A 23,401-nucleotide genomic window follows, 5' to 3' on the forward strand; every position below is an offset into this window, starting at 1 on the left:
GCTGCGGAAGAGGCTTGTGGAGTTAATGACTAAAGGTGGCGCAGAGCTGGTCGTTGACATCACTGCACCGCCCAGCACTTAGTTTAACGAGGTTCGCATGAAACAGCCACACAGCTAGCTAGCCATGTGGCTGCGAGGTTAGCGGGTGGAGCGTTTTGGGAAAATGGGCTTCGGTGGCTTTGTATAATCCGCCGGGCGAGGAACATTCTCATAGCCGACTTGGCCGAAGGCAATCTTCTCCGTCAAGCGCTCGACTAGGGACCTGTCATCCAGCCAGAGGCAGGTTCCATTATCTAACAGAACGGCTCGAGCGCTACCGGCACCTCCGCCAGCAAAGCGCCCTGGAGAAGCATAGCGGTATCGGCTCGGAGGCTCGGCCAACATGACGCGTCCGAGGGCGTCGGACACGTAGAGGTCCTTGAGGAAGTCATCCGACGCGACCCTGCTCTTGTCGTCGGTGGACCTCTCCTTGGGCTTCTCAGCTAGGACGCGGGCGTTGCGAGTGCTGACACGCTCCTTAAACGCTATCATTCGGGCGTCGAGAGCCTCTTCCGCCTTGGTATGCGCGGCGATGCGGCGCGAGAACAGATTGCGGCTGACGAGCGCCCACAGGCAGATCGCGCACAGCGCAATCAGAAAGATCCAGAAGGGCGTGCTCATCGTTGGAACTCCTCGTTGAGGATAGCTCGTCCCACACAATGTAGGACGAAGGCAGCTCCTAGGCAACTTAAGGTGGCTACGACGAGTTCCCCATCTTTCAAAGTTGCCAACAGAGAGGTGTGGTAGAGGAAACCGACTCCTGGACCTATTAGGCCCAATGTCACTGCGGATGTGGACATGCGATCAAATGCGTTGGCGGTGAATTTCGCCAGCTCGCGTTCCTGCTCTCGCTTCTTCTTAAGCCTCACCGCCTCCTTCTCAATTGCCGCTTCCTCATCCGCGAGCTCCTGAATTTCGCCGGTATTGGAAGTGCCCTCAGTGCTCGCAGTTCCGCCGGCATCCGCTTCTAAGTCAGCTGCCATCTTTGCCAGTGTCGCCTCGATTTCGGCGAACTCAGGGCTTTCCTGCTGCGGTTTTGTCGGATCCTCTTTCTTTGCCACCTATCTCCCCCCTGGTCGTGTGCGGAGGTGGTAGCCTACAACTCAACGACGGGGAAGCTGTTCGCGCGTTCTCGGCTCGAAATGGACGATCACGTTAGGGTGGTCCGATAGATGTGAGGGCTGTCTTTCTCGGCGATTTACATCTGTCAAATTCGATCCCAGGTTTCGGCCGGACACACTACGACGTAGCCTCAGGAGGCGCATCGGCGCCTGCTTGCCGTCATCGGCTTCCAGCTCAATGAAAGGTGGACACTCGGTATAGGGTCATTTCTTCCTCGGCTGCTTGTGGGAGACGCCTTTGTTAGCGGGTCTGTCGCTACCATAGGCTCGCACGCCGTCGGCTCTTCCCAGCGGAGATGATATCGTTCCGCGCAGTGATGGAGCCTCAAGGCGCTTCCAATCCTCGCGGGTCAGCGACTTGAGAGCTTTGCGCTGCGCTTTGGATAGGCGCTTGCGTTCCGCGTTGTGCTCGGCGTTCATTTCGTGTCGTTCCTGTAGGTCGGAGTGACTTTCAAGGCGCACCATTCACGCTTGCCTAACCCGTTGGCGGCTGCCTCGAGACAGGCGGCGTAGTCGCTCTTGGGCACGTAGGTCTTGCGGTATTGGAGATAGAGCAGCGCCAACATGACGGCGAGAACCGCCAGCAGAATTTTGGATAGCCGCTCCTTGGCCTTTTGGTCGTTTGGATCAGTGTTGCTCATGCCCGTCCCTAAGTGCTGCCCTGATCTCGCCGATGGTCAGTGCCCGCGATTCGACCATCAGGGTCCATTTGCCATCAAATTGGCGCTCCCAGTAGGGCGTCAAGGCAATCGTGAACGATTGCCGTTCTTGCGCTCCTCTTCCACCAGGGCGAGGCGTGCTTCCTCGGTGGCCTTCAGCCGATCGGCGTCCTTGATGTCTTCCTTGCGCCAGGTGGCGAGCGCTTTTTGCGCAGGAATGGAAATGGTCATTGGCGACCTCCTGTTGATCCCTCGTCGAGCGATCAGTTAGCTCATCTCTCTTTCAGCCATGAAAACACTTCTGGCCTGTAGAATGTCCGCTTTAAGAACTCCTCTGCGTCGACCCACCCACCGTTTGTTTCATCTTGCCATTCCTGGCCCCAACTATTGAGCAATTTAAGTGTGTCATGGCATCTGTTTTTGAAGCTACAAACGCGTCGGAAGCCAACGATTACCAAAGAATGCTGCATGTGTGCGCATTCAGAGTCGCGGCTGGGAAGATCCTCCATGGCGCAATAGCCGTCGGCTAAAACCGCGTCATTGTTTTGAAGAGCGGACTTTATGAATGTAAGCAGTGGCTTATAACTGTGGGCATTATCGTCTGGGAATTTAATGTCCCAAAGCATACCGTCTACATAAATCGAACCATGCGGCTCTCGGCATCCTCCAAGGAGAGCCGCCCCAATGAAAGCTGATAGAGATTTCTTGTCAATAACGTCGAGCAAACCATTTTTGCTCAAATCGACATGAAATCGATCTTTTAAGATCGCCGCTATGGGCCCTAGCATTTTCCACTGTTCTCTGTAGTCGGTAATTATCTTAAACTTGTGATGAAGATCTTCATAATAAGCTCCTAACTGCAACCATTCATCTTCCGAAATTGAATAGTAATTTGAAAACGGGTTGCACTGCTCAGCGGGAATTGAGTTTCGTTGATACAAGGCATTATAAAGAGATTCGTAGGCTGCGCCGCCATAAACTGCCTTTGAAGTGTCGTCCTTTTGAGCTGAACTCAACTCCGCCATTGCCAAAACGGAAGCGCGCTCAGTGTTAGCAACAGTGCTGCAATCCAAATTTTGATCCTTGCAATAGGCAATGTCATACATCGCCGCAGCTGCAAAACCATAACAAATACCAAGGTTACCTTGAAATCGGGCGGGAGGAATTTGAGATATTACGATCTCACTTCCGGGAACCACTTTTAGATTGGGCGGATAAGATATGAACCCTCCGCCATATTTGGCAATCGCAACGTTAGAGAAAAAAAGAAAAAAGATTGCAACATAAGATCCGCGTCGAAGCATGCATCGATCCCACCTTGGGAATGAAGCGTATCAGCCCATAAGTCACGAATCAAACGATGCTTTCTGCTGTGGCTTCTCTACCGCTGACGAATCAAGCTCGGCCTCACCTTTGTCTCGATCCACCTGACCTCGTCGGCGGCGGAGGCTTTCGGCTGGCGCTGGAGCTTCCTGATTCTAGCGCCCGGCCCGCTATTTGGAGTCAGTGCCATGCTGGCGCTGCGCCGGTTGCCGGCTGCGCGACTAATGGGCGCATGGACTGATGTAAACGTTTCAGTGGGTGCTGACCTCAATACGGACCCGTCTTTCGCGGTCATTTTGGCGGTCGTCACAATGTTACAAAAGATCTTATAACTTATTGATTTTATTAATGTATATCAGAGTTCAATCCTCTCTCGCAGCACCAGTTTCCAACATCCTTGTTGCCGCACATTCGTCCTCTGCATTTGCAAGGGCGAGGCGGCTACATGGGAACGGCGCGGCCATCGTGCTGGCGGACCTCATCAGCGGTGCATTGCTCCAGAAAATGGCTGCCACAGGCAACTCCAGCCGAAACGCATTCCCGGCAAGACACGATTCATTAACCAAGATGCTGTTCATCGACATGACGTATTGTGGCATGGACGCCTGTCTGCGTCGGTCAAGTCCATGCTTGTCAGGAAGAGGGCTGAAGGCTCTTCATCTGGGCGGGAACCTGAAATCGCCCGAAACAAAAGAGCGTGCAAGGCATGAACGTGAGCGAAAACGTGCAAAACGCCCCCGGTGCTTCCCGTCTTTGGACACTGCCAGCCATCATGGCAGCGTTCTTATGTCTGTGCGTTACCGGCGCGTTCGCGGAGACGCGTGCTTTGAAGATTCAACATCTCCATACGGGCGAGAAGGCTGAAATCGTCTTCAAGCGCAATGGGCGCTATGATCCGGCGGGATTGAAGAAGATCAATCTCATGCTGCGCGACTGGCGTCGCAACGAACCGACGAAGATGGATCCGCGCCTGCTCGATCTTGTCTGGCAGGCCTATCGCGCCAGCGGCTCGAGAGCCTATATCCACGTGGTCAGCGCCTATCGGTCGCCAGCGACGAACGCCATGCTGCGCAGCCGCTCGAAGGGCGTGGCTCGGGAAAGCCAACACATGGTTGGCCGCGCGATGGACTTCTTCCTGCCGGATGTGCCGCTGAAGAAGCTGCGCGACATCGGCCTCAAGATGCAGGGCGGCGGCGTAGGCTATTACCCGACCTCGGGCTCGCCTTTCATACATATGGATGTCGGCAATGTGCGGCATTGGCCGGGCATCAGCCGCCAGGAACTCGCAAGGGTATTCCCGAACGGCAATACGCTGCATGTGCCGAGCGACGGCAAACCGCTGCCCGGTTATGGGCAGGCGTTTGCCGCCTACAAATCGCGCAAGGGCGCCGGCACGCCCAACATCGACCTGGCAAGTGCCGACGGCGGCCAACGCAGGCCGGCGCGCGGCCTGCTGGCGACGCTTCTGGGTGGGCGCGGCGCGGACGAGACCGATGATGTCGCCGAAGCGGTGCCGGCGCCACGCAAGCCGGCCAAGTCCGTTGAACCCAGGCCCGCCGGCATCGCAATCGTGCCGCCGCAGGATGCCCAGCGCGCCGACATCCAGATGGCTTCCGTCGATAGGGCCGAAGAATCGCCGATTGGACCGGAAGGGAAGACGCCTGAAGCGATCGTCATGGCCATGGCGCCGGGCTCGGTGCCGCTGCCAGCCTTCGCCCCGCGCAGCGGGTCCACGACCAGCATTCCGACCCCGCAACTCGCGCCGCTTGCAGCAGCCGACGCTTCCACCGCGCGGGCCGAACTGGCCAATCCAACAGCAACCGATGCTGAAATTCCCTCGGGCAAGTCGGCCGGTCCCGCGGGCGGCGCGCCGGACATGGTGGCGTTCAACATCCCGTTGCCGACATGGCGACCGGAAAGCCCGACGCGCCAGCTTGAAGCAGACAAATCCGGCGATGCGGTCGCTGCCTTGCTGGCCTTGAACCACGCCGATGACGGCCACAATGGGTTGGCCGGCCAGCGGGTCTCGGTTGCCCAATCGAAGCCCGAAGATCGCGTCAGGACCAGCCCGAAGGCCGACCGTGTCCAGCCAAATCTCGATCCCGAAGCCACCGCGGTCATCGTGCCGGCAGCGTTGTCCCGGCCGATTGAGACAGGTCGTGGCATCGCCGGCGGAGCTAGCACTGCGGCGGCGCCCGTCATTGCCGCCAATCTCATCCGCACAGCGCCGGAGCACATCTATCTCGATGGATTCCAGCCGCGAGGACAGACCTCCGATCACCGGCGCTTCACCGGTTCCGCGGTCAAGTTCCTGCCCATCGCCAGCTTCAAATAGACGCCAGCCCTCGTTCGAGCCGACGTGGATGTGTTGCACGACTGGCTTGGCTGCCATGGGATAGCAAGTCATGCCGAACTCTCGATGGCTCTGTAAGAGAAGTTCCAAATTTGACAAACATGTGTGAAATTGTAAGATAATCGTCTTTCCGTCGGCGATGGGCGATGACAATGTCGATCCGCGAAGAACTGGCCAATACGACCGTGGCGTTCACCTCCGCGGAAGAGAAGATCGTCCAGGTCCTGCTCGCTGATTATCCGATGTCGGGGCTGGGCACCGCGACCCGGCTGGCACGGCGCGCCGGCGTCAGCGACCCGAGCGTGACGCGGCTGATGAGCAAGCTTGGCTATGTCGGCTTTGCCGATTTCCAGGCACGCCTGCTCACCGAAGTTGAATCCAGGCTGCATTCGCCGCTTTTGATGATGGAGGCCAAGCGTCCGGGCGGCTCCAGCGAAGGCACCGCACTCGCCTATTTCCATTCGGTTTCCGACAGCCTGGAGCGCACGCGCACGGCAGTGCCGGTGCAGGCCTACACGCGCGCCGTCAACCTGCTGCTGGAGAGCAAGGGGCAGGTCGTGCTGCTGGGCGGCCGGTTCAGCCGGCATATCGCCTCCATGCTGGCCGGCTACCTCCTGCAGTTCCGCTCCGGCGTGCGCGACATTGGTTCGTTGAGCCCCGCCGATTTCGACCTGTTGATCGACCTTGGCAAACGCGACCTCCTCGTCGTGTTCGACTACCGGCGCTACCAGTCGGACGTGGTGAGCTTTGCCCAGCAGGCCAAGGAACGTGGTGTCTCCATCCTGCTGTTCACCGATGTCTGGCTGTCGCCGATATCTGACATCGCCGACCTGACCATGGTCGCGGCGATCGACGCCAACTCGCCGTTCGACACGCTGGCAACGGCCGTTGCCCAGATGGAAACCGTGTTTGCCCACGCGCTGGAAGGCCATGGCGCTGGGGTGCGCAAGCGCATCGAGGACATCGAGAAGATCCGCAGCGCCAATGCGGTCACGCTCGATACCGCCCTGTCGTCATCGGCCGACGACGCCGCCAAATCCAAACCCACAAGGAAATAGTGTCGTTGCGCCCAGTGCAGCGATGCAAAGCGCCGCGACGCAGAGAAGGAAGCGACAATGCCCGACAACCAGACCATCATCGACGCCGTGCAGGCTGAGATCGAGACCGATCGCGACTGGTTGATCGGCCTGACCCGCGACATGGTCCGCATCCCTTCGGTCAACCCCAAATTCGAGCCCAACCCGGCGATCAACCGCGAGGCGGATGTCCAGGCGCTGCTCGAACCGATCCTCAAGCAGGACGGGTTCAGGACCGAGCAATGGGATGCGTTGCCCGGGCGGCCCAATCTGGTCGGCGAATGGGCGGGAGACGAGGACCGCAGCCTGATCCTGTGCGGCCATATCGACGTGGTGCCGGTCGGGGCGATGAAGGACTGGTCGGTCGATCCGTTCGGCGGCGAGATCACCAATGGCCGCCTCTATGGCCGCGGCGCCGTCGACATGAAGGGCGGCGTCGCCGCTTGCATCGCCGCCGCGCGCGCGATCCGCAAGGCGGGCATCACGTTGCAGGGCCGGCTCGCCATCCACTCGGTCGTCGACGAGGAAGCCGGCGGCTTCGGCGCCATGGATGCGGTGAAGAAGGGCAAGCTCGCCAAGGCGGTGCTGGTCGCCGAACCGACATGGGGCGATGTCCTGCCGGTCGAAGGCGGGCTTGAATGGGCGCGGGTGACGATCCGCGGGCGCAACGCCCATTCGGCGCTGCGCTACAACGAGATCTATCCGCAGCGCCACGACAAGGAGCGGCTGGAGCCGGGCGTCAACGCCATCGAGATCGCCGCCCGTTTCATCGCCGCCGTGCGCCAGTATGAGCTGGACCGGACGCGGGCAAAATCGCATCCATTGCTGCCGCTCGGCATGAACACCATCAACATCGGCGTCATGCATGGCGGAACCGGCCTTGGCCAGCACGGCCTGCCGACCGTCATGACCAACCCGGCCATCATTCCCGACGTCGCGGTGCTCGATCTCGACATGAAATTCCTGCCCGATGAGAACTCGGCCGACTACCGCCGCGATTTCGAGACGTTCGTCCACCATTTCGCCCAGACCGATGCGTGGCTGCGCGACAACCCGCCTGCGATCCAATGGGAGCTCGGCGGGCTGTATTTTCCGCCGATGAACACGCCGGTCGATCATCCGCTGGTGACATCGCTGATGAAGCGCAAGGCCATGGTCGGCAAGGCGCCGCAGGCGCGCGGCTTCGTCGCCGTGTGCGATGCCGCGCACTATGCCGGCGCCGGCGTCGACGGTGTCATCTTCGGCCCCTCAGGCGACGGGTTTCACGGTTCCGACGAATATGTCGAGGTCGAATCGGTGGTCGAGACCGCCAAGGTGATCGCCGCTTCGGTCATTGACTGGTGCGGCATCCGCTGAGGCGCAGCCGCTATTCCGAAACGGTCAGCCCGGGCGTTTCAGGCGTCCGGCGACGGCGCCCCATGAAGCCTTGATCATGCCGACCAGGCCGCTCGGGTAGGCCAGCATCACGCCGATGATCAGCACCGCCGTGATCATCGGCCGCCACGCGCCGAAATCGGCCATCCATTCGGCGAAGATCGTCAGCACGAAGGAGGCGATGATGGCGCCGTAGATGGTGCTGGTGCCGCCAAGCAGCACCATCGACAGGATGATGGTCGCGAGACTCATGCCGAAGACATCGATCGAGGCATTGCGCTGGTAGGCGGCGTAAAAGGCGCCGGCGATGCCGGTGAAGAAGGCGCTCGCGGCAAGCGTCAGCATGCGCTGGCGCACGATCGAGACGCCGCGGCTGACGGCGTATTCCTCATTGTCGCGCAAGGCGACGATACTTGCCCCGGCGCGTGAGCGCACAAACACGCGCAGGAACAGCGTACTTGCCACCAGCAGTGCCAGCGCGATGTAGAAATAGGCGAACTTGCCGTCGCGGACCATGTTGTGGTCGAAGATATAAAGTCCGGGAATGCGCACCAGCCCTTGCGTGCCGCCGGTGATGGCGGACTGGCTGATGATCACCTGCATGACCAGCTGCGCGAAGCCGAAAGTGACCAGGATGATGTAGATGCCCTTCAGCCGCAGGATCGGGATGGTCACCAGGATCGCCGCCAGGGTTGCGATGACACCGCTGGCAAACAGCGCGATCCACGGGTCGAATTCGGCCAGTTTGGTCAGCAGGCTGTAGGCATAGACGCCGATGCCGAACAGCGCCAGATGGCCGAAATTGAAAACGCCGCCATAGCCGAGGCTAAGATCCCAGTTCGAGGCGACGATGGCGTAGATGAAGGCCATGATCAGGATGTGGCGGGCATAGGTGTCACCGAAGATCAGCGGCAGCAGCGCCAGCAGCGCGAAGCCGAGCACGAAGCCGATGGCCTCTTGCTTCCACGGCGTGCGGCCTGGAGCGATCGGGGTTGCCACCTCGGCGTGCCCAGGCGCGATCAGCGATGTCGTGTCGGTCATGCTAGGCCTCGGGAGCGGCTGGCAAAGATGCCCTCGGGGCGCACCATCAGGGTCAGGATGAGCACGCCGAACAGCAGTGCCGGCGTCCAGTACAAGCCGAAATAATAGCTGCAGGCTGCCTCGAAGAAGCCGATCAGATAGGCGGCGAAGATCGGACCCGATATGCTCGATATGCCGCCGAAAACGACGACGATCAGCGCCTTGAGCAGCGGGTCGCTGCCCATCACCGGCGACATGAAGCGGTAGCCGCCCATGAAGATGCCGGCGAGCCCGGCCAGCGAAGCGGCGATGGCGAAGGCCAGTCCATAGAGCGCGGTGACGTTCAGCCCGACAAGATGGCTGGCATCTTCGTTCTGCGCCACGGCGCGCAGCGCCAGTCCCAGCCGCGTGCGGTTGAGGAACATCCAAAGTGCGGCCAGGATCAGCGGCGTGATGACGATGATGGCGATCTGGTGCAGGGAGACGCCGACGCCCCCGATGGTGGCGTTGCCGGCGATCAGCGCCGGGATCTGTTTCGAGCGCGGTCCCCAGATGGTCAGCGCGCCGTTCTCGATCAGCGACCCGGCCGCCAGCGTGGTGATGACGACGACCAGCACGATGTTGGGTCGGCCGATCAGCGGCCGCACGACGCTCGCCTGCAGGATCCAGCCGACGCCGGCCATGACGACGACGGCGATCGGAAAGGCGACCGCCGCCGGCAGGCCGAGTTCGACCAGCTGCCAGGCGATGTAGGCGCCCAGCATCATGAACACGCCATGGCTGAAATTGAACACGCCGATCGTCGTCCAGACCAGAGCCAGCCCGACCGCCATCATGGCGTAGAGCGAGCCCTGGAACAGGCCGCCGAACAGGATTTCCGCCAATGCGCTCATCTTCGGATTTTCCTAATGGCCAAAATACATCGACATGATCTCGCCGTGGTCGAGGCTTTCGCCCGGCTTGATCTCGGTCGCCACCGCGCCATGGTTGACGAGGTAGAGTTGCTGCGTCAGCTCCAGCAGGAATTCGATATCCTGTTCGACGACGATCAGCGGCACGCCGCCGCGCGAAATGTCCATGACGGAGGCGCAGAGTTCGTCCTTGATTTTGGGCGCCAGCCCCAGCGTCGGCTCGTCCAGGATCAGCAGGCGCGGATGGCTCATCAGCGCGGTGCCGATCGACACCATCTGGCGCTCGCCGCCCGACAATGTGCGCACGCGCTGGCGCCAGCGTTCCGCCAGTTTCGGAAACAGCTCGATCACCTTCTCGCGGTTCTCCGCCTCATGCGGCCGGGCCCGCGGCGAATAGGCGCCGAGCGCCATGCAGTCGGCGATCGAGAGATCGGGAAACAGCCGGTTGCCTTGCGGCACATGGATCAGGCCGGCGCCGACGATGGCGCGTGCGCTGCGGCCGGCAATGTCTTGCCCGTCGAACAGGATGCGGCCGCTCTTCGGCTGCAGCAGCCCGGAGACTGCGCGCAGCAGCGTCGTCTTGCCATGGCCGTTGGGGCCGAACAGGCCGACATTGCCGAAACGGCCGGCCTCCAGCGAGATATCGTGCAGCACGGTGACGCGGCCATAGCCGGCGGTGACGCCTTCGACGCTGAGAATGGGGTTCACGCAGCCGATCTCCTCGTGCCGAGATAGGCTTCGATGACGCGCGGGTCGGCGATCACGCCGGCCGGGTCGCCAGCGGCCAGGACGCGGCCATTGTTGAGCACCAGCAGATGTTGCGAAAGGCTCATCAGGAAGGTCAGCACGTGCTCGATCAGAAGGATGGTGATGCCGCGTTCGGCGGTGCGGCGGATCAGGCCGATCGACGTCTCGATCTCGGGCTTGGTCAGGCTCGATGCCGGCTCGTCGAGCAAGAGCATGCGCGGCTGCATGGCGATCGCGGTGGCAAGCATCAGGCATTTGCGCTCGAACACGGACAATTCGCCGGCAAGCCGGCCGAACGACCGAGATCCCAGGCCGACGAACTCGAGCGCCTCGGCGGCGGCATTGCGGGCCGTGGCCGCTGTCTTTTCCTGCTTGCCGTAACTGGCGCCGATCAGCGCGTTCTCGAACACGGTCAGCCCGTCGAAGCTGGTCTCGCGCTGAAACGTGCGGGCGAGGCCGAGGCGCGCGATGGCGTGTCCCGATTTGCCGTTTATGGCAATGCCGTCAAAGCGGATCTGGCCCCGGTCGGGGCCGAACGGTATGCCGGTGATGATGTTGAACAGCGTGCTCTTGCCGCTGCCGTTCGGGCCGGCGATGCCGAAGATCTCGCCGGCCTCGACCTTGAACGACACGCCGTCGACGGCCTTCAGCGAACCGAAGGCCTTCGACACGTCGTCCAGTTCAAGCAGGGCCATTCCCTACTTCATCCAGGGCTGGAGCTTGAAGGCGCCGGTGGCGTATTTCTCCGGCGAGATCAGCGTGCGCTGGCCATCCCAGATCTGGAAGAAGGTGATCGGAATATAGTCGTCGCCCTGCGTGGCAAGGTGGGTGGCGGGATCGAATTTCAGCCGCCCTTCCGCGACCTGCTTGTCGGTCTCCGACAGCGCCTTCATGATCGCCGCATGGTCGGATGCGCCGCCGACCTTCTTGACCGCATCGAAATAGACATTGGTCATTTCGTAGAGGCCGACGCCGTAGGTGCCGCTCTCGACGCCGTATTTTGCCTTGAACTTGGCCGCCACCTCGTCGGCGCGCGGGTTCTTCGGCGTCGTCAGCGCGCCGCCGAGCAGGTTGTAGATGACACCATCCGACTTCTTGCCGGTCAGCTCGACGAATTCCGGAACGCTCGGTGCGTATTGCAGGAAGACGAGGCTCTTGGTCGGCTGCTCGAGGAACTGGTTCAGGAACGACGCCGAATTGCCCGGCAGATAGTCGGTGTTGATGACGACATCGGGAACGTTCTCGCGCACCTTGGCGAGGATCGAACGCCAGTCGGTCACTTCGCCGAACGGCACGATCTCGTCGACGGTGATGGTCCAGCCCTTCTCCTTGAAGGTCTTCTTCATGCCTTCGGAGATGGTCTTCGAATAGGCATTGTCGGACGAGATGATGGCGACCTTCTTGGTCGGCAAGGTGATCTTGCCGTCGGCCGCGAGCTTCTCGACGAACAGGGTGACGTCGGTGTTGTAGGCGTCGAAGGAAGGCGTCAGCGACCAGCAGCACATGTATTTATCGGGGCTCGGCGCGATGATGTCCCTGGTCTGCTGCGAGGTGGCCGCCAGCATGTAGGGCATTTCCGCTTCGGCCATGTTGTCGATCTCGAAATTGGTCAGGCTGGCGTAGCCGGTCAGCATGAAGTGCACGCCCGGATCGCCAAGCAGGCGCTCGACCGCGCTGGTGACGTTGCCGGCGGACTGATCCTTGACGTCGCCGACCACCAGTTCGAACGTATCCCCGGCAACGCCGCCGGCTGCGTTCGCCTCGTCGATGGCCATCTGCACGCCGCGCTGGAATTCCTGGCCGTCCGCCGCGGCAGGGCCGGTCAGCGGCGCAAGCAGGCCGATCTTGACGACGTCGGCAAAGGCGGGGACGGCTGATACGGCAAACATGCCGATCAGCGTCGTGCTCATCAGCATATGGCGGATTCGACTTGCGGCGGATTTGGGCTTCATCGTGCTGTTCCCTGTTTTCCTCCCGTTCATCGGGAGTTGGATAATTGACAATCTACGCATAATTGTTCTTATTTGAAAAGGATTTTTCAACGCAACCTGGCCGGGAAGATGGTTCCCGCAAAGGTATGGAAGCCGTGGCGCTTTGCTGCGCAACCGTATTAAAACAGGGCAATTCCCCCGACGGAGCTGACAATGGCGATCTCGCAGAAGACCCTTGAAACCAGCCACGGCAAGATCGCGGTTCGCCAGACCAGTGGCGAAGGCGCCGCTGTCATGCTGATCCACGGCAATTCATCTTCCAGCGCCGTTTTCCGCAACCAGTTGGACAGCCCGTTGGGCGAGCGCTACCACCTCATCGCTCCCGACTTGCCCGGCCATGGAGCGTCCGCCGATGCGATCGATCCGGAGCGTTCCTACAGCATGGAAGGCTATGCCGATGCCATGACCGAAGTGCTCGGGCTGCTCGGCGTCGACAAGGCCATCGTCTTCGGCTGGTCGCTCGGCGGCCATATCGGGCTTGAGATGATCGACCGCTTTCCCGGCCTGCTTGGCCTGATGATCACCGGCACGCCGCCCGTCTCGCCCGAGCAGGTCGGCAACGGCTTCAAGCCGAGCCCGCATATGCACCTTGCTGGGCAGGAAACTTTCACTGACGCGGATGTCGAGGCCTATGCGCGCAGCACCTGCGGCGAGCCGTTCGAGCCGTTTCTCATCGACACGGTGGCGCGCACCGATGGAAGGGCGCGGCGCCTGATGTTCGAAAAGTTCGCGGCCGGCACCGGGCGGAACCAGCGCGAGATCGTGGCCGGCAAGACGCCGCCGATCGCCGTTCTGAACGGCATCGACGAGCCATTCGTCAACACCGATTTCGTCTCCGCTGTGAAATTCTCCAATCTATGGGAAGGCAAGGCCCATCTGCTCGACAAATCCGGCCACGCGCCGTTCTGGGATGCGCCGGATCGTTTTGATCCGATCTTCGCCCGCTTCCTGGCAAGCTTCGACTAGGGATAGACATCAAGCTCCTCGTCCAAGCACGATCTTCGGTCGCCCGTGCAGTTCTCACCAAGCCTATGTCAGCGCACGCGGTTGGCCGCAATCGACTGTCCGACGCAAGCACAGTAGAGTTCCGCAAGTTGCATCTGGTTCATCTGTCGTAGTTTTTCGGCGGGATGGGCGTCCGCGAGCCATTCCTGCAATTTTTTCGGATCGGACTTGCGATAGACAGAAAACATAAAATCGAACGCATCAAAAGGATGGATCATTTCATCGGGACCGTCGACGTCAAAGCCTCGAAATAAAGCAGCCATCGGGTCGTCATCGAAGTACTGTTGAACGGGTACCGTTTGATGCATTGCGCAGAACAATTGATAGGCCTCTATGTGCTTCATGCGAGCGCGCTGCATGTAGTATAGGTGCCCCATCCTCTCGGGTGGAAAGTCTGCCATACGAAAACCCATTGCTCCGCTCTCATAGCCTTTTGTTGGTGGGTTTGGTTGAGTCAAAAATGGCCGATTGGTGACAAATAGATACGTGGGATCAGGGCGCGTGCCATCCTTTAAGAACATATCGCGTTCGGCCTGCTGAATTTGACTACTGAAATAAGGCGCCCACTCAGGCCCTTTATCCGTGGGTAATATCTGCCTATTGATCTCCAAGAAAACCATTCGTGTATGGTCGGCCTGTTTAGATAAGGCGTCGAAGAGCTTTCCTCTGAAGTTCGGCGGAGAAGCAGATGCCCCGGACCTCGCCGAGAGGGAGGTAACCGCCTTGGCTTCAACTGAGAATTTTGCTCCAGTTCCAATATTGGTGGCCGTAAACTCGCAATGGGTACGACGCTTATCGCTTTCGTCTTCGAAATCCAAACGGAAACCAGCTCGGGACAGGAGTCCCGCTACGTGAATTTCGTAAAGTGCTCCCTCGTACTCGACTGCAGATTTTAGCCTTTCAAGGAGGACCTTTGGGATGGTCTGGTTATGGGCGCAAAGGTAGAGATCGTTAGCAAGCGTGGTGAACGCGTTTAAACTCCCTGTGGCTGGCGTAGAAAACATACCATCCGTGTTGATGGCGCCGGCCTGGGCCGATCGAAGTTCCATAAATTGCCTATAGACCGGATGTGTTTCCTGAGTTGGTAGGGCTTTCTGCCTGTCACCCCATTCTCGACCGAAGCAGTGTTGAAGGAAAAACAGCAGAAAATCTGCGAAGTTACGCCATTTCTCAGAAGAGAATACCTCAGTCCCGACTCGCACATGGCGAAGTCCGTCCCTCGTCCAAGTTTCCATGCATTTTCCGTAGCCATATTCCCTGCGCCGTCCGTTCAGAATTGCCGATTGAATATCCTTGTTGTTGACGATTCTTTCAAGCGACCGTCGCCTCGGCGACAATAGATCGATATATTCAAGATAGTGACCATGGCACGCGTTGTAGTGCCGTCGGGACCCGCACGGGCAAATTGGCTCTTCGGTTTCACTCATAGGGGGTCGGGCGCTAGCTGATTGCTGCTTTCGGTAGGAAGTTCCAGTGCAATTTAAGGTCTTAAGGTCCTAAATGCACCGAGACCGGGGGCCGGAAGAACTATGGGAGGTCGCACCGCCGAGACCCAGTCCCAGCAATCCGCCGAGACTCGCGTTGGTTCGAAAATGGAGCGGTCTTACGTTGTCGAGATCGTCGGTGCCACCCAAGGCCACAGCCTTGATGGGATCCTTCTCCCAGCCATGTGGGGAGGTACGATCGCCATATTCAGAGAAGCGGATCAAGTTGCCGAACTCGTCTTGCCGCCATTCGACCGGATCAAGGCCAAGGACAGTTATGGCTTTTCTCCAAATCAACAGCGTTGTCAGTTCTTCAAACAAATCAGCCATGGGTGCGCACCCTTTCGATGACTCAACCTTGCAGAAGGGACTATCCTAAGTGGAGCGAGGAGTCCAGATGCGAGCTATATATTGTTGAAACTGTCGAACATTGGTAGAACATTACTAGATATAGGGAGATGCCTCATCATGAACAGGTCAGGCCACCGACACCTCTGACGGAACGATTGCCGCTCTGGAGCCAGGCGCTTGCAACGACGCGTGACAATCACGCGCATCTATCGTATATTGACATAAACATATCCTTATGTGACATGAACAGACTTGTCGCCAAAGGGATAAGAAATGTCGCAGAATTCTGCCTCGCTGGACGCATTGTTCGGCCCCGTCGCGGCAAAACCCGACGGTTCGGAAGTGCTTGCTGCGCTGACGGCGGCGGCGCGCGAACGCATTCTCATCCTCGATGGCGCCATGGGCACACAGATCCAGGGCCTCGGCTTTGACGAGGACCAGTTTCGCGGCGAGGCCTTCGCCGGCTGCGCCTGCCACCAGCAAGGCAACAACGATCTTCTGATCCTGACGCAGCCCGGGGCGATCGAGGAGATCCACTATCAATACGCCATCGCGGGCGCCGACATCCTCGAAACCAACACTTTCTCCTCGACCTCGATCGCACAGGCCGACTACGGCATGGAAGATGCCGTCTACGCGCTGAACCGCGATGGCGCGCGGCTGGTCAGGCGCGCGGCGGTGAGGGCCGAGCAGGAAGATGGCAAGCGCCGTTTTGTCGCCGGCGCGCTCGGGCCGACCAACCGCACCGCTTCGATGTCGCCCGACGTCAACAACCCCGGCTATCGCGCCGTGACCTTCGACGATCTGCGCCTCGCCTATGGCGAGCAGCTGCGCGGGTTGATCGATGGCAGCGCCGACATCATCCTGATCGAGACCATCTTCGACACGCTGAACGCCAAGGCGGCGATCTTCGCAGCGGAAGAGATCTTCATCGAGAAGGGCGTGCGCCTGCCGGTGATGATTTCGGGCACCATCACGGACCTCTCCGGCCGCACGCTGTCGGGCCAGACGCCGACGGCCTTCTGGCATTCGGTGCGCCACGCCAGCCCGTTCACCATCGGCCTCAATTGCGCGCTCGGCGCCAATGCGATGCGGGCGCATCTGGCCGAAATATCAGGCGTCGCCAACACCTTCACCTGCGCCTATCCGAATGCCGGCCTGCCCAACGAATTCGGTAGGTATGACGAGAGCCCGGAATTCATGGCCGCGCAGATCGAGGATTTTGCCCGCGAGGGACTAGTCAACGTTGTCGGTGGCTGCTGCGGTTCGACGCCGGAGCACATCCGCGCCATCGCAGAGGCGGTGCGGAAGTATCCGCCGCGCGCCATTCCTGACATCACGCCGAAGATGCGCCTGTCCGGGCTGGAGCCGTTCACGCTCACCGAGGAGATCCCCTTCGTCAATGTCGGCGAGCGAACCAATGTCACGGGGTCGGCCAAGTTCCGAAAACTGATCACGGCGGGAGACTATGTCGCCGCGCTCGACGTCGCCCGCGACCAGGTCGCCAACGGCGCGCAGATCATCGACATCAACATGGACGAGGGTCTGATCGATTCGAAGAAGGCCATGGTCGAATATCTCAACCTGATCGCAGCCGAGCCGGACATCGCCCGCGTTCCTGTCATGGTCGACAGTTCGAAATGGGAGATCATCGAAGCCGGCTTGAAATGCGTGCAGGGCAAGCCGCTGGTCAACTCCATCTCGATGAAGGAGGGCGAAGAGGCCTTCCTGCATCATGCCAGGCTGGTCCGCGCCTATGGCGCGGCGGTGGTCGTCATGGCCTTCGACGAGGACGGCCAAGCCGACACCAAGGCGCGCAAGGTCGAGATCTGCACCCGCGCCTACAAGCTCCTGACCGAGCAGGCCGGCTTCCCGCCCGAGGACATCGTCTTCGATCCCAATGTCTTCGCCATTGCCACCGGCATCGAGGAGCACGACAATTACGGTGTCGACTTCATCGAGGCGGCCGGCGAGATCACCGCGACGCTGCCGCATGCTCATATCTCCGGCGGCGTGTCGAACCTGTCCTTCTCGTTCCGCGGCAACGAGCCGGTGCGCGAGGCCATGCATGCCGTGTTCCTCTACCATGCCATCCAGCGCGGCATGGACATGGGCATCGTCAATGCCGGTCAGCTTGCCGTCTACGATACGATCGAGCCTGATCTGCGCGAGGCCTGCGAGGATGTCGTGCTCAACCGCGCGCCCAGGGCCGGCGGCACCGCCACCGAACGCATGCTGGAGATCGCCGAACGCTTCAAAGGCACGGCCGGGAAGGAAGCGCAGGAGCGCGATCTCGCCTGGCGCGAATGGACTGTCGAACAGCGGATCAGCCATGCACTGGTCAACGGCATCACCGAATTCATCGACGCCGACACCGAGGAAGCGCGGCTTGCCGCCGAGCGGCCGCTGCATGTCATCGAAGGCCCGCTGATGGCCGGCATGAACGTCGTCGGCGACCTGTTCGGCGCGGGCAAGATGTTCCTGCCGCAAGTGGTGAAATCGGCGCGGGTGATGAAGCAGGCCGTCGCCGGACTGCTGCCGCATATGGAGGCCGAGAAGCTGGCCAACGCCGCCAACGGCATCGACAATGGCGAACGCCAGACAGCGGGCAAGATCCTGATGGCGACGGTCAAGGGCGATGTCCATGACATCGGCAAGAACATCGTCGGCGTCGTGCTCGCCTGCAACAACTACGAGATCGTCGATCTCGGCGTCATGGTGCCGGCAGCGAAAATCCTGCAGACGGCGCGCGACCAAAATGTCGACATCATCGGCCTGTCCGGCCTGATCACGCCATCCCTCGATGAAATGGTGCATATGGCCGCCGAGATGGAGCGCGAAGGCTTCGACATTCCGCTGCTGATCGGCGGCGCAACGACCAGCCGCGTGCACACGGCGGTGAAGATCCACCCGCGCTACTCCAAGGGCCAGACGGTCTACGTCACCGACGCCAGCCGGGCGGTCGGCGTCGTGTCGTCCTTGCTGTCGAACGAGACCAAGGGCGGCTATGTCGACACGGTGCGCACCGAATACAAGAAGGTCGCCGATGCGCATGCCCGCTCCGAAGCCGACAAGCAACGGCTGCCGCTGGCCAAGGCGAGGGCCAATGCGCACCGGATCGACTGGTCTGCCTACGAGCCGCCGAAGCCGTCCTTTACCGGCGTCAAGGTATTCGAGAACTGGGATCTCACCGAACTCGCGCGCTACATCGATTGGACGCCGTTCTTCCAGACTTGGGAGCTGAAGGGCCGTTATCCCAAAATTCTCGAAGACGAGGCGCAAGGCGCCGCCGCCCGCCAGCTGTTCGAGGATGCGCAGGCGATGCTGAAGAGGATCATCGCCGAGAAATGGTTCGCGCCTCGCGGCGTCATCGGTTTCTGGCCGGCCAATGCCGTCGGCGACGACATCAGGCTGTTCACGAACGAAAAGCGGTCGCAGGAACTGGCGGCCTTCTTCACCTTGCGCCAACAGCTGACCAAGCGCGATGGCAGGGCCAATGTCGCGCTGGCGGATTTCGTCGCGCCAGCGGAGTGCGGCAAGCCGGATTACATCGGCGGCTTTATCGTTACCGCCGGCATCGAGGAGGTGGCTATCGCCGAACGGTTCGAGCGGGCGAATGATGATTATTCGTCGATCATGGTCAAGGCGCTGGCAGACCGCTTCGCCGAAGCCTTTGCCGAGCGGATGCATGAGAAGGTGCGCAAGGAGTTCTGGGGCTATGCTTCAGATGAAGCGCTGGCACCGGACGAGCTGATCGGCGAACCCTATCGCGGCATCCGTCCGGCGCCCGGCTATCCGGCGCAGCCCGATCACACCGAGAAGGCGACTTTGTTCCGGCTGCTCGACGGCGAAGGCAATGCCGGCGTGAGCCTGACCGAAAGCTATGCGATGTGGCCGGGTTCCTCGGTATCAGGCATCTATCTGGCGCATCCCGAAAGCTATTATTTCGGCGTCGCCAAGGTCGAACGCGACCAGGTCGAGGATTATGCACGCCGGAAGGCGATGCCGTTGGCAGAGGTCGAGCGCTGGCTCGGCCCCATCCTCAACTACGTGCCGGCACATTATGCCGAGGCGGCTGAATAGCGGCGCCATGCGTTCAACAGAATTTGCGCTGGTTGCCGGCTTGTGATCCGTGGTGCGGCGGTTACACCTGCGCGGGCAGCCGTCTTTACAGTTGGAGCGCCGAATGACCTTACTCACACGCCGCAGGCTTTTGAAGACGGCTGCGGTTGCCGGCGCGGGCGGGATCGGGCTTTCGGCGATGGGCCGGCTTGGTGGCTGGGCCGCCGCGACGCCTGAGCCGGTGGTTTTGCAGACGGCAAAGATCCAGGCGAAGCTGATGGATGTCAGCCAAACCAGGGATGTGCTGACCTATGGCAACGCCGGGATGCCGCCCGTGCTCAGAATGAAAAAGGGCGAGCCCTTCGCTGCCCGCCTGGTCAACGCGATCGACGATCCGACGACGATCCACTGGCACGGCATTCGCGTTCCAAACAAGATGGACGGCGTGCCGTTTCTGGTCCAGCCCTACGTCTACACCGGCGATCATTTCGACTACGCCTTCACGCCGCCCGATGCCGGCACCTTCTGGTACCACCCGCATTGCAACACGCTGGAGCAGATGGGCCATGGCCTGACCGGCGTGATCGTGGTCGAGAATCCCAACGATCCGAAATTCGATGCCGAAATCGTCCTCAATTTGCGCGACTGGCGCCTCGGTGACGACGGCCAGTTCATCGACCAGTTCCGGCCGCGCGATGCCGCGAGAACCGGCACTTACGGCACGGTACGCACCGCCAATTGGCTCGATCAGCCGCAATATGATGCGCCGGCCGGCGGACTTGCGCGGCTGCGCGTCGCCATCACCGACGTGACGCGCATCTACGCTCTTCGCGTCGACGGTGCGGAGGCGAGTGTCATGGCGCTCGACGGCAATCCGGTGCCTGAGCGTTTTTCGCCCGACGCCTTGCTGCTTGGACCCGGCCAGCGCATGGAACTGGCCATACGCATGCCCGACGAGGAAGGCGCGATGGTCAGCTTGAGGGACGTCAGGGGCACCAAGCCAAAAATCCTGGCAACCCTGCGCGCGACAGGAAAATCCCTCAAACGGGACATTCGCGATGTTGCTCCGCTGGAGCTCAATCCGGTGGCGGAAGTGGATCTCGCCAGTGCCAGGCATATTTCCCTGGCACTAAGCGCCACGGCGGAAAACGTCCCGAGCGATGGCATCTGCGGTTCGCTTGGCTATAGTTTCTGGGCTCTCAACAAAGTGCCGTGGCCTGGCGACACCAAGGATCCGACCGCGCCGCTGGCCGAATTGAAGCTTGGCCAAAGCTACGTCATCGACATGGAGAACCTGACGCCGCAATCCCATCCGATGCATCTGCACGGTATGAGCTTCAAAGTGCTGTCATCCTCGACGCGCCAGGTTCAGCCTGTGATTTCCGACACCTATCTCATCCAGCCCAACGAGAAGGTTCAGCTCGGCTTCGTCGCCGACAATCCCGGCGATTGGCTGCTGCACTGCCACATCATCGAGCACCAGAAATCGGGAATGACGAGCTATGTCAGGGTGGTGTGAAGCCGCGTCAGCCCGCGCGTAGCGTCTGTGCCGTCATTTGCGCAACTGCGCCTCGATCTCGTCGAGCACCTTGTCCTTGCCGATGCCGGTGAGGAAGGCGAGGCCCTTGATCACCGGCTTGGTGACCGAAGCGGAGATCGGGGTGGTTGCGACGATGAAGTCGACATTGTCGGCCAGTCCGGGCACTTCGGTGGCCTTCGCCTGCTGGGCATTGAAGGTGAGGCCGCGTTTCTTCATTTCCTCGGTGACGGCGACATTGACCGCGGTCGAGGTGGCGATGCCCGTGCCGCAGGCAAAGAGAATGGTTTTCTGTCTCGACATCTCTGCTTCTCCTTGTTTCAGCCGAGTACGGCTCGCACGTCTTCGAGGGTTCTGGCCGACCTCAAATCATCCAAGGCTTGCGGGTTCTGGATGGTGGCCATGACGGCCTGCAGCGCCTCAATCTGCTTGTCCTTGTCGTTGATGGCAAGCAGGAAGACGAAGCCGACCGGCAGCATCTCGTCGGGATCCTCCATGTTGGCGAAGGTCACTGGTTGCTTCAATGTGCCCATCGCGATGCCAGGCTTCAGCACATGCTCCGGATCGGTGTGCGGCACCGCGACATTATCGGAGCGTTCCAGCGGCAGTCCGGTCGGGATGGTCAATTCGCGGCGCACGACCGCGTCGGCATAGCTGTTTTTGACATAGCCAAGTCTCTCCAGCCGGCCCGCCAGGATGCGGATGATCTCCTCATTGGTCGAGGCATCGGATCCGAGCACGATCGCGTCAGGGTCCAGAAGCTGCATGAGTCCGTCGGACATTCTTTGCTCCGTCTATGAAATCGTGCGCCCCGGGAAGGGCGCACGATCGGTTTAAAGGGTGGACGCTATCAGGTTCAGGCCGTCTCTTCGGCCGGCTCGTCCTCGGCGCCCGCGGCCCGCTCCCAGCCGAGCGGATTGCGGCGGTAGAGGACAAACAATGCCGCGATGACCACCGCGATCACGATGATGCCGACAAGCCCCATCCCTTGGATAGCCTCGATGACCACGTAAGGCACCCACAGGAAGCCGTCGACCACCGAGGTGATCTGCAGCGCATCCGCCGGCAGCTTGAAGCCCGACGAGACTGCTGCGCTGGTGAACAGCGGCGCCAGCGCGTTGGCGACGTAGAAGCCGATGGCCAGCGTCACCGTGCCGATCACCACCATGCGGAACACGTTGCCTTTGACCAGCGGCGCGGTCATGGCGACGATGAAGGGGATGACCGCGAGGTCGGCGAACAGGATGACGCGGTTGCCCGGCAGGATGATGGACAGAATGATCGCGATCGGCACCAGGATCAGCGACGACGAGATCGCGGCCGGATGGCCGATCAGGATCGCCGAATCGAGACCAACGAGAAGCTCTCGGTCACCGGTGCGTTTGCGCACGAACGCCTGTGCGGCATCGGAGACGGGGATCAGCCCCTCCATCAGGATCTTGACCATGCGCGGCAGCAGCAGCATCACCGCGGCCAACGTCATGCCGGTGCCCAGGACCTTGGCCAGCACCACGCTGAGATCACCCGCATTGTAGAACGCGATCGCACCAAGCACGAGGCCGATGATGAGGCCCATCACGACAGGTTCGCCGAACACGCCGAACCTGCGCTCGATGGTGTCCGTGTTGATGTTGATGCGGTTGATCCCGGGAATGCGGTCCATGATCCAGTTGAGCACAATGGCGATCGGCAGGATCTGCGCCGAGGCGAGATGCGGCACGGAAATGCCGGGCACGCCGTAGAACTGCTGTACCGCGCGCGCCGACCAGTCGGCGAACAGCAGCGAGAGTGCTGCGACAAGTGCTGCGACCGCGATGCCATAGGCCAGATTGTCGGTTGCGGCGACCACCAGCGAGCCGACAAAGGCGAAGTGCCAGAAATTCCAGACATCGACATTGAGCGTGCGCGTCATGCGTGTCAGCAACAGCACGATGTTGACGAGGATGCCGACCGGAATGACCCAAAGGCCGACCGACGAGCCGAAGGCGATCGCGGCCGCGGAGGGCCAGCCGACATCGATGATGTCGCGATGAATACCGGTGTTGGTGACGATGGCCTTGGCGACGTCGCCAATCGACGTGAACATGAGGCCAAGCACCAGATTGATGCCGATGAAGGCGACGCCGATGGTGACGGCGGCGCGAAAAGCCTTGCTGACCTTGGCGCCCAGAACCACGGCGATGATGAAAATGACAATTGGCAGCAGGATCGTCGGGCCAAGCGTATCGATGGCCCCTTTTAGGCCCGCGAGAACAGTATCCATTTTTCCTCCCCTGGAGCCGCGAGCCTTCGCTCGACGCCTCGCAATGATGCTCCATCCAGCCTTTGACGCTCTGGCGCAAAGACAC

The 23,401-nt window shown here is 60.7% G+C and carries 21 protein-coding genes; 6 read left to right on the forward strand and 15 right to left on the reverse strand.

From position 1 onward, the window contains the following. Nucleotides 1–138: 138 nt before the first annotated feature. The 5 genes from AC0L3E_RS01100 to AC0L3E_RS01120 all read right to left on the reverse strand — a co-directional run bounded on the left by AC0L3E_RS01100 (nucleotide 139) and on the right by AC0L3E_RS01120 (nucleotide 3,123). Complete coding sequence (locus tag AC0L3E_RS01100) at nucleotides 139–660, reverse strand: hypothetical protein (protein WP_473604007.1); 522 nt, start codon at nucleotides 658–660, stop codon at nucleotides 139–141. Beyond that, on the reverse strand, nucleotides 657–1,100 hold the full coding sequence (locus AC0L3E_RS01105) for a hypothetical protein (protein ID WP_473604008.1): 444 nt from the start codon (nucleotides 1,098–1,100) through the stop codon (nucleotides 657–659). The genes AC0L3E_RS01100 and AC0L3E_RS01105 overlap by 4 nt, the downstream gene beginning before the upstream one ends. Before the next feature lie 476 nt (nucleotides 1,101–1,576). After that, nucleotides 1,577–1,801, reverse strand: coding sequence for a hypothetical protein (locus AC0L3E_RS01110; protein ID WP_473604009.1), 225 nt, complete (start codon nucleotides 1,799–1,801; stop codon nucleotides 1,577–1,579). A gap of 99 nt (nucleotides 1,802–1,900) precedes the next feature. Next, nucleotides 1,901–2,050: a hypothetical protein gene (locus tag AC0L3E_RS01115; protein ID WP_473604010.1), complete on the reverse strand. Its 150-nt coding sequence runs from the start codon at nucleotides 2,048–2,050 to the stop codon at nucleotides 1,901–1,903. A gap of 41 nt (nucleotides 2,051–2,091) precedes the next feature. Beyond that, nucleotides 2,092–3,123, reverse strand: coding sequence for a C1 family peptidase (locus AC0L3E_RS01120; RefSeq protein WP_473604011.1), 1,032 nt, complete (start codon nucleotides 3,121–3,123; stop codon nucleotides 2,092–2,094). Nucleotides 3,124–3,848: 725 nt separating this feature from the next. Here AC0L3E_RS01120 and AC0L3E_RS01125 point away from each other — a divergent pair. The 3 genes from AC0L3E_RS01125 (at nucleotide 3,849) to AC0L3E_RS01135 (ending at nucleotide 7,927) form a co-directional block, all read left to right on the forward strand. Next, on the forward strand, nucleotides 3,849–5,477 hold the full coding sequence (locus AC0L3E_RS01125; RefSeq protein WP_473604012.1) for a peptidoglycan L,D-endopeptidase MepK: 1,629 nt from the start codon (nucleotides 3,849–3,851) through the stop codon (nucleotides 5,475–5,477). A 170-nt stretch (nucleotides 5,478–5,647) separates the two neighbouring features. Then, on the forward strand, nucleotides 5,648–6,553 hold the full coding sequence (locus tag AC0L3E_RS01130) for a MurR/RpiR family transcriptional regulator (protein ID WP_473604358.1): 906 nt from the start codon (nucleotides 5,648–5,650) through the stop codon (nucleotides 6,551–6,553). Nucleotides 6,554–6,610: 57 nt separating this feature from the next. After that, nucleotides 6,611–7,927 carry a M20 family metallopeptidase gene (locus tag AC0L3E_RS01135; RefSeq protein ID WP_127321145.1) on the forward strand — a complete coding sequence of 439 codons (1,317 nt, stop codon included), beginning with the start codon at nucleotides 6,611–6,613 and terminating at the stop codon, nucleotides 7,925–7,927. Nucleotides 7,928–7,951: 24 nt separating this feature from the next. Here the strand turns inward: AC0L3E_RS01135 and AC0L3E_RS01140 are convergent, their stop codons facing one another. Genes AC0L3E_RS01140 through AC0L3E_RS01160 form a run of 5 tightly spaced genes read right to left on the reverse strand, consistent with a single transcriptional unit; the run spans nucleotide 7,952 to nucleotide 12,575 of the window. After that, a complete protein-coding gene (locus tag AC0L3E_RS01140) occupies nucleotides 7,952–8,986 on the reverse strand; it encodes a branched-chain amino acid ABC transporter permease (RefSeq protein ID WP_473604013.1) in 1,035 nt (344 codons plus the stop codon). Further along, nucleotides 8,983–9,858: a branched-chain amino acid ABC transporter permease gene (locus tag AC0L3E_RS01145; RefSeq protein ID WP_127321147.1), complete on the reverse strand. Its 876-nt coding sequence runs from the start codon at nucleotides 9,856–9,858 to the stop codon at nucleotides 8,983–8,985. Before AC0L3E_RS01145 ends, AC0L3E_RS01140 begins: the two co-directional genes overlap by 4 nt. A 12-nt stretch (nucleotides 9,859–9,870) precedes the next feature. Continuing rightward, the gene (locus tag AC0L3E_RS01150; RefSeq protein WP_473604014.1) at nucleotides 9,871–10,584 is read right to left on the reverse strand and encodes an ABC transporter ATP-binding protein; all 714 of its coding nucleotides are present in this window, start codon (nucleotides 10,582–10,584) and stop codon (nucleotides 9,871–9,873) included. Next, entirely contained in the window at nucleotides 10,581–11,318 is a 738-nt protein-coding gene (locus AC0L3E_RS01155) for an ABC transporter ATP-binding protein (protein ID WP_292564214.1), read from the reverse strand. Before AC0L3E_RS01155 ends, AC0L3E_RS01150 begins: the two co-directional genes overlap by 4 nt. 3 nt (nucleotides 11,319–11,321) lie before the next feature. Then, nucleotides 11,322–12,575 (reverse strand): ABC transporter substrate-binding protein, encoded by a 1,254-nt coding sequence (locus tag AC0L3E_RS01160; RefSeq protein WP_473604015.1) that lies wholly within the window; start codon nucleotides 12,573–12,575, stop codon nucleotides 11,322–11,324. Between the two features lie 192 nt (nucleotides 12,576–12,767). On the opposite strand from AC0L3E_RS01160, the gene AC0L3E_RS01165 reads away from it, so the two are divergent. Beyond that, nucleotides 12,768–13,580, forward strand: a complete 813-nt coding sequence (locus tag AC0L3E_RS01165) for an alpha/beta fold hydrolase (protein ID WP_473604016.1) — start codon at nucleotides 12,768–12,770, stop codon at nucleotides 13,578–13,580. A gap of 68 nt (nucleotides 13,581–13,648) precedes the next feature. On the opposite strand, the gene AC0L3E_RS01170 is transcribed toward AC0L3E_RS01165, so the two are convergent. Together AC0L3E_RS01170 and AC0L3E_RS01175 are read right to left on the reverse strand one after the other, a co-directional pair. Next, nucleotides 13,649–14,854 (reverse strand): hypothetical protein, encoded by a 1,206-nt coding sequence (locus AC0L3E_RS01170; RefSeq protein WP_473604017.1) that lies wholly within the window; start codon nucleotides 14,852–14,854, stop codon nucleotides 13,649–13,651. A gap of 261 nt (nucleotides 14,855–15,115) precedes the next feature. Further along, nucleotides 15,116–15,433, reverse strand: a complete 318-nt coding sequence (locus AC0L3E_RS01175) for an HNH endonuclease (protein ID WP_473604018.1) — start codon at nucleotides 15,431–15,433, stop codon at nucleotides 15,116–15,118. A 294-nt stretch (nucleotides 15,434–15,727) separates the two neighbouring features. Here AC0L3E_RS01175 and metH point away from each other — a divergent pair, with 294 nt between their 5' ends. Together metH and AC0L3E_RS01185 are read left to right on the forward strand one after the other, a co-directional pair. Next, nucleotides 15,728–19,537: a methionine synthase gene (metH, locus tag AC0L3E_RS01180; RefSeq protein WP_473604019.1), complete on the forward strand. Its 3,810-nt coding sequence runs from the start codon at nucleotides 15,728–15,730 to the stop codon at nucleotides 19,535–19,537. A 103-nt stretch (nucleotides 19,538–19,640) separates the two neighbouring features. Next, entirely contained in the window at nucleotides 19,641–21,035 is a 1,395-nt protein-coding gene (locus AC0L3E_RS01185) for a multicopper oxidase family protein (RefSeq protein ID WP_473604020.1), read from the forward strand. A gap of 33 nt (nucleotides 21,036–21,068) precedes the next feature. On the opposite strand, the gene AC0L3E_RS01190 is transcribed toward AC0L3E_RS01185, so the two are convergent. The 3 genes from AC0L3E_RS01190 to AC0L3E_RS01200 form a co-directional block, all read right to left on the reverse strand. After that, the gene (locus AC0L3E_RS01190; protein WP_023809203.1) at nucleotides 21,069–21,356 is read right to left on the reverse strand and encodes a PTS sugar transporter subunit IIB; all 288 of its coding nucleotides are present in this window, start codon (nucleotides 21,354–21,356) and stop codon (nucleotides 21,069–21,071) included. A gap of 17 nt (nucleotides 21,357–21,373) precedes the next feature. Then, nucleotides 21,374–21,835: a PTS sugar transporter subunit IIA gene (locus tag AC0L3E_RS01195; RefSeq protein ID WP_256746015.1), complete on the reverse strand. Its 462-nt coding sequence runs from the start codon at nucleotides 21,833–21,835 to the stop codon at nucleotides 21,374–21,376. 74 nt (nucleotides 21,836–21,909) lie between these two features. Further along, the gene (locus AC0L3E_RS01200) at nucleotides 21,910–23,316 is read right to left on the reverse strand and encodes a PTS galactitol transporter subunit IIC (protein ID WP_027035737.1); all 1,407 of its coding nucleotides are present in this window, start codon (nucleotides 23,314–23,316) and stop codon (nucleotides 21,910–21,912) included. Nucleotides 23,317–23,401 lie beyond the last annotated feature (85 nt).

The organism is Mesorhizobium sp. WSM4822 (assembly GCF_055811155.1).

What these genes read in the sequence shown, in the direction of transcription:
- AC0L3E_RS01100 (WP_473604007.1), bottom strand. Translation starts at nt 660, where the DNA reads ATGAGCACGCCCTTCTGGATCTTTCTGATTGCGCTGTGCGCGATCTGC.
- AC0L3E_RS01110 (WP_473604009.1), bottom strand. Translation starts at nt 1,801, where the DNA reads ATGAGCAACACTGATCCAAACGACCAAAAGGCCAAGGAGCGGCTATCC.
- AC0L3E_RS01115 (WP_473604010.1), bottom strand. Translation starts at nt 2,050, where the DNA reads ATGACCATTTCCATTCCTGCGCAAAAAGCGCTCGCCACCTGGCGCAAG.
- AC0L3E_RS01120 (WP_473604011.1), bottom strand. Translation starts at nt 3,123, where the DNA reads ATGCTTCGACGCGGATCTTATGTTGCAATCTTTTTTCTTTTTTTCTCT.
- AC0L3E_RS01125 (WP_473604012.1), top strand. Translation starts at nt 3,849, where the DNA reads ATGAACGTGAGCGAAAACGTGCAAAACGCCCCCGGTGCTTCCCGTCTT.
- AC0L3E_RS01130 (WP_473604358.1), top strand. Translation starts at nt 5,648, where the DNA reads ATGTCGATCCGCGAAGAACTGGCCAATACGACCGTGGCGTTCACCTCC.
- AC0L3E_RS01135 (WP_127321145.1), top strand. Translation starts at nt 6,611, where the DNA reads ATGCCCGACAACCAGACCATCATCGACGCCGTGCAGGCTGAGATCGAG.
- AC0L3E_RS01140 (WP_473604013.1), bottom strand. Translation starts at nt 8,986, where the DNA reads ATGACCGACACGACATCGCTGATCGCGCCTGGGCACGCCGAGGTGGCA.
- AC0L3E_RS01145 (WP_127321147.1), bottom strand. Translation starts at nt 9,858, where the DNA reads ATGAGCGCATTGGCGGAAATCCTGTTCGGCGGCCTGTTCCAGGGCTCG.
- AC0L3E_RS01155 (WP_292564214.1), bottom strand. Translation starts at nt 11,318, where the DNA reads ATGGCCCTGCTTGAACTGGACGACGTGTCGAAGGCCTTCGGTTCGCTG.
- AC0L3E_RS01160 (WP_473604015.1), bottom strand. Translation starts at nt 12,575, where the DNA reads ATGAAGCCCAAATCCGCCGCAAGTCGAATCCGCCATATGCTGATGAGC.
- AC0L3E_RS01165 (WP_473604016.1), top strand. Translation starts at nt 12,768, where the DNA reads ATGGCGATCTCGCAGAAGACCCTTGAAACCAGCCACGGCAAGATCGCG.
- AC0L3E_RS01170 (WP_473604017.1), bottom strand. Translation starts at nt 14,854, where the DNA reads ATGGAAACTTGGACGAGGGACGGACTTCGCCATGTGCGAGTCGGGACT.
- AC0L3E_RS01175 (WP_473604018.1), bottom strand. Translation starts at nt 15,433, where the DNA reads ATGGCTGATTTGTTTGAAGAACTGACAACGCTGTTGATTTGGAGAAAA.
- metH (WP_473604019.1), top strand. Translation starts at nt 15,728, where the DNA reads ATGTCGCAGAATTCTGCCTCGCTGGACGCATTGTTCGGCCCCGTCGCG.
- AC0L3E_RS01185 (WP_473604020.1), top strand. Translation starts at nt 19,641, where the DNA reads ATGACCTTACTCACACGCCGCAGGCTTTTGAAGACGGCTGCGGTTGCC.
- AC0L3E_RS01190 (WP_023809203.1), bottom strand. Translation starts at nt 21,356, where the DNA reads ATGTCGAGACAGAAAACCATTCTCTTTGCCTGCGGCACGGGCATCGCC.
- AC0L3E_RS01195 (WP_256746015.1), bottom strand. Translation starts at nt 21,835, where the DNA reads ATGTCCGACGGACTCATGCAGCTTCTGGACCCTGACGCGATCGTGCTC.
- AC0L3E_RS01200 (WP_027035737.1), bottom strand. Translation starts at nt 23,316, where the DNA reads ATGGATACTGTTCTCGCGGGCCTAAAAGGGGCCATCGATACGCTTGGC.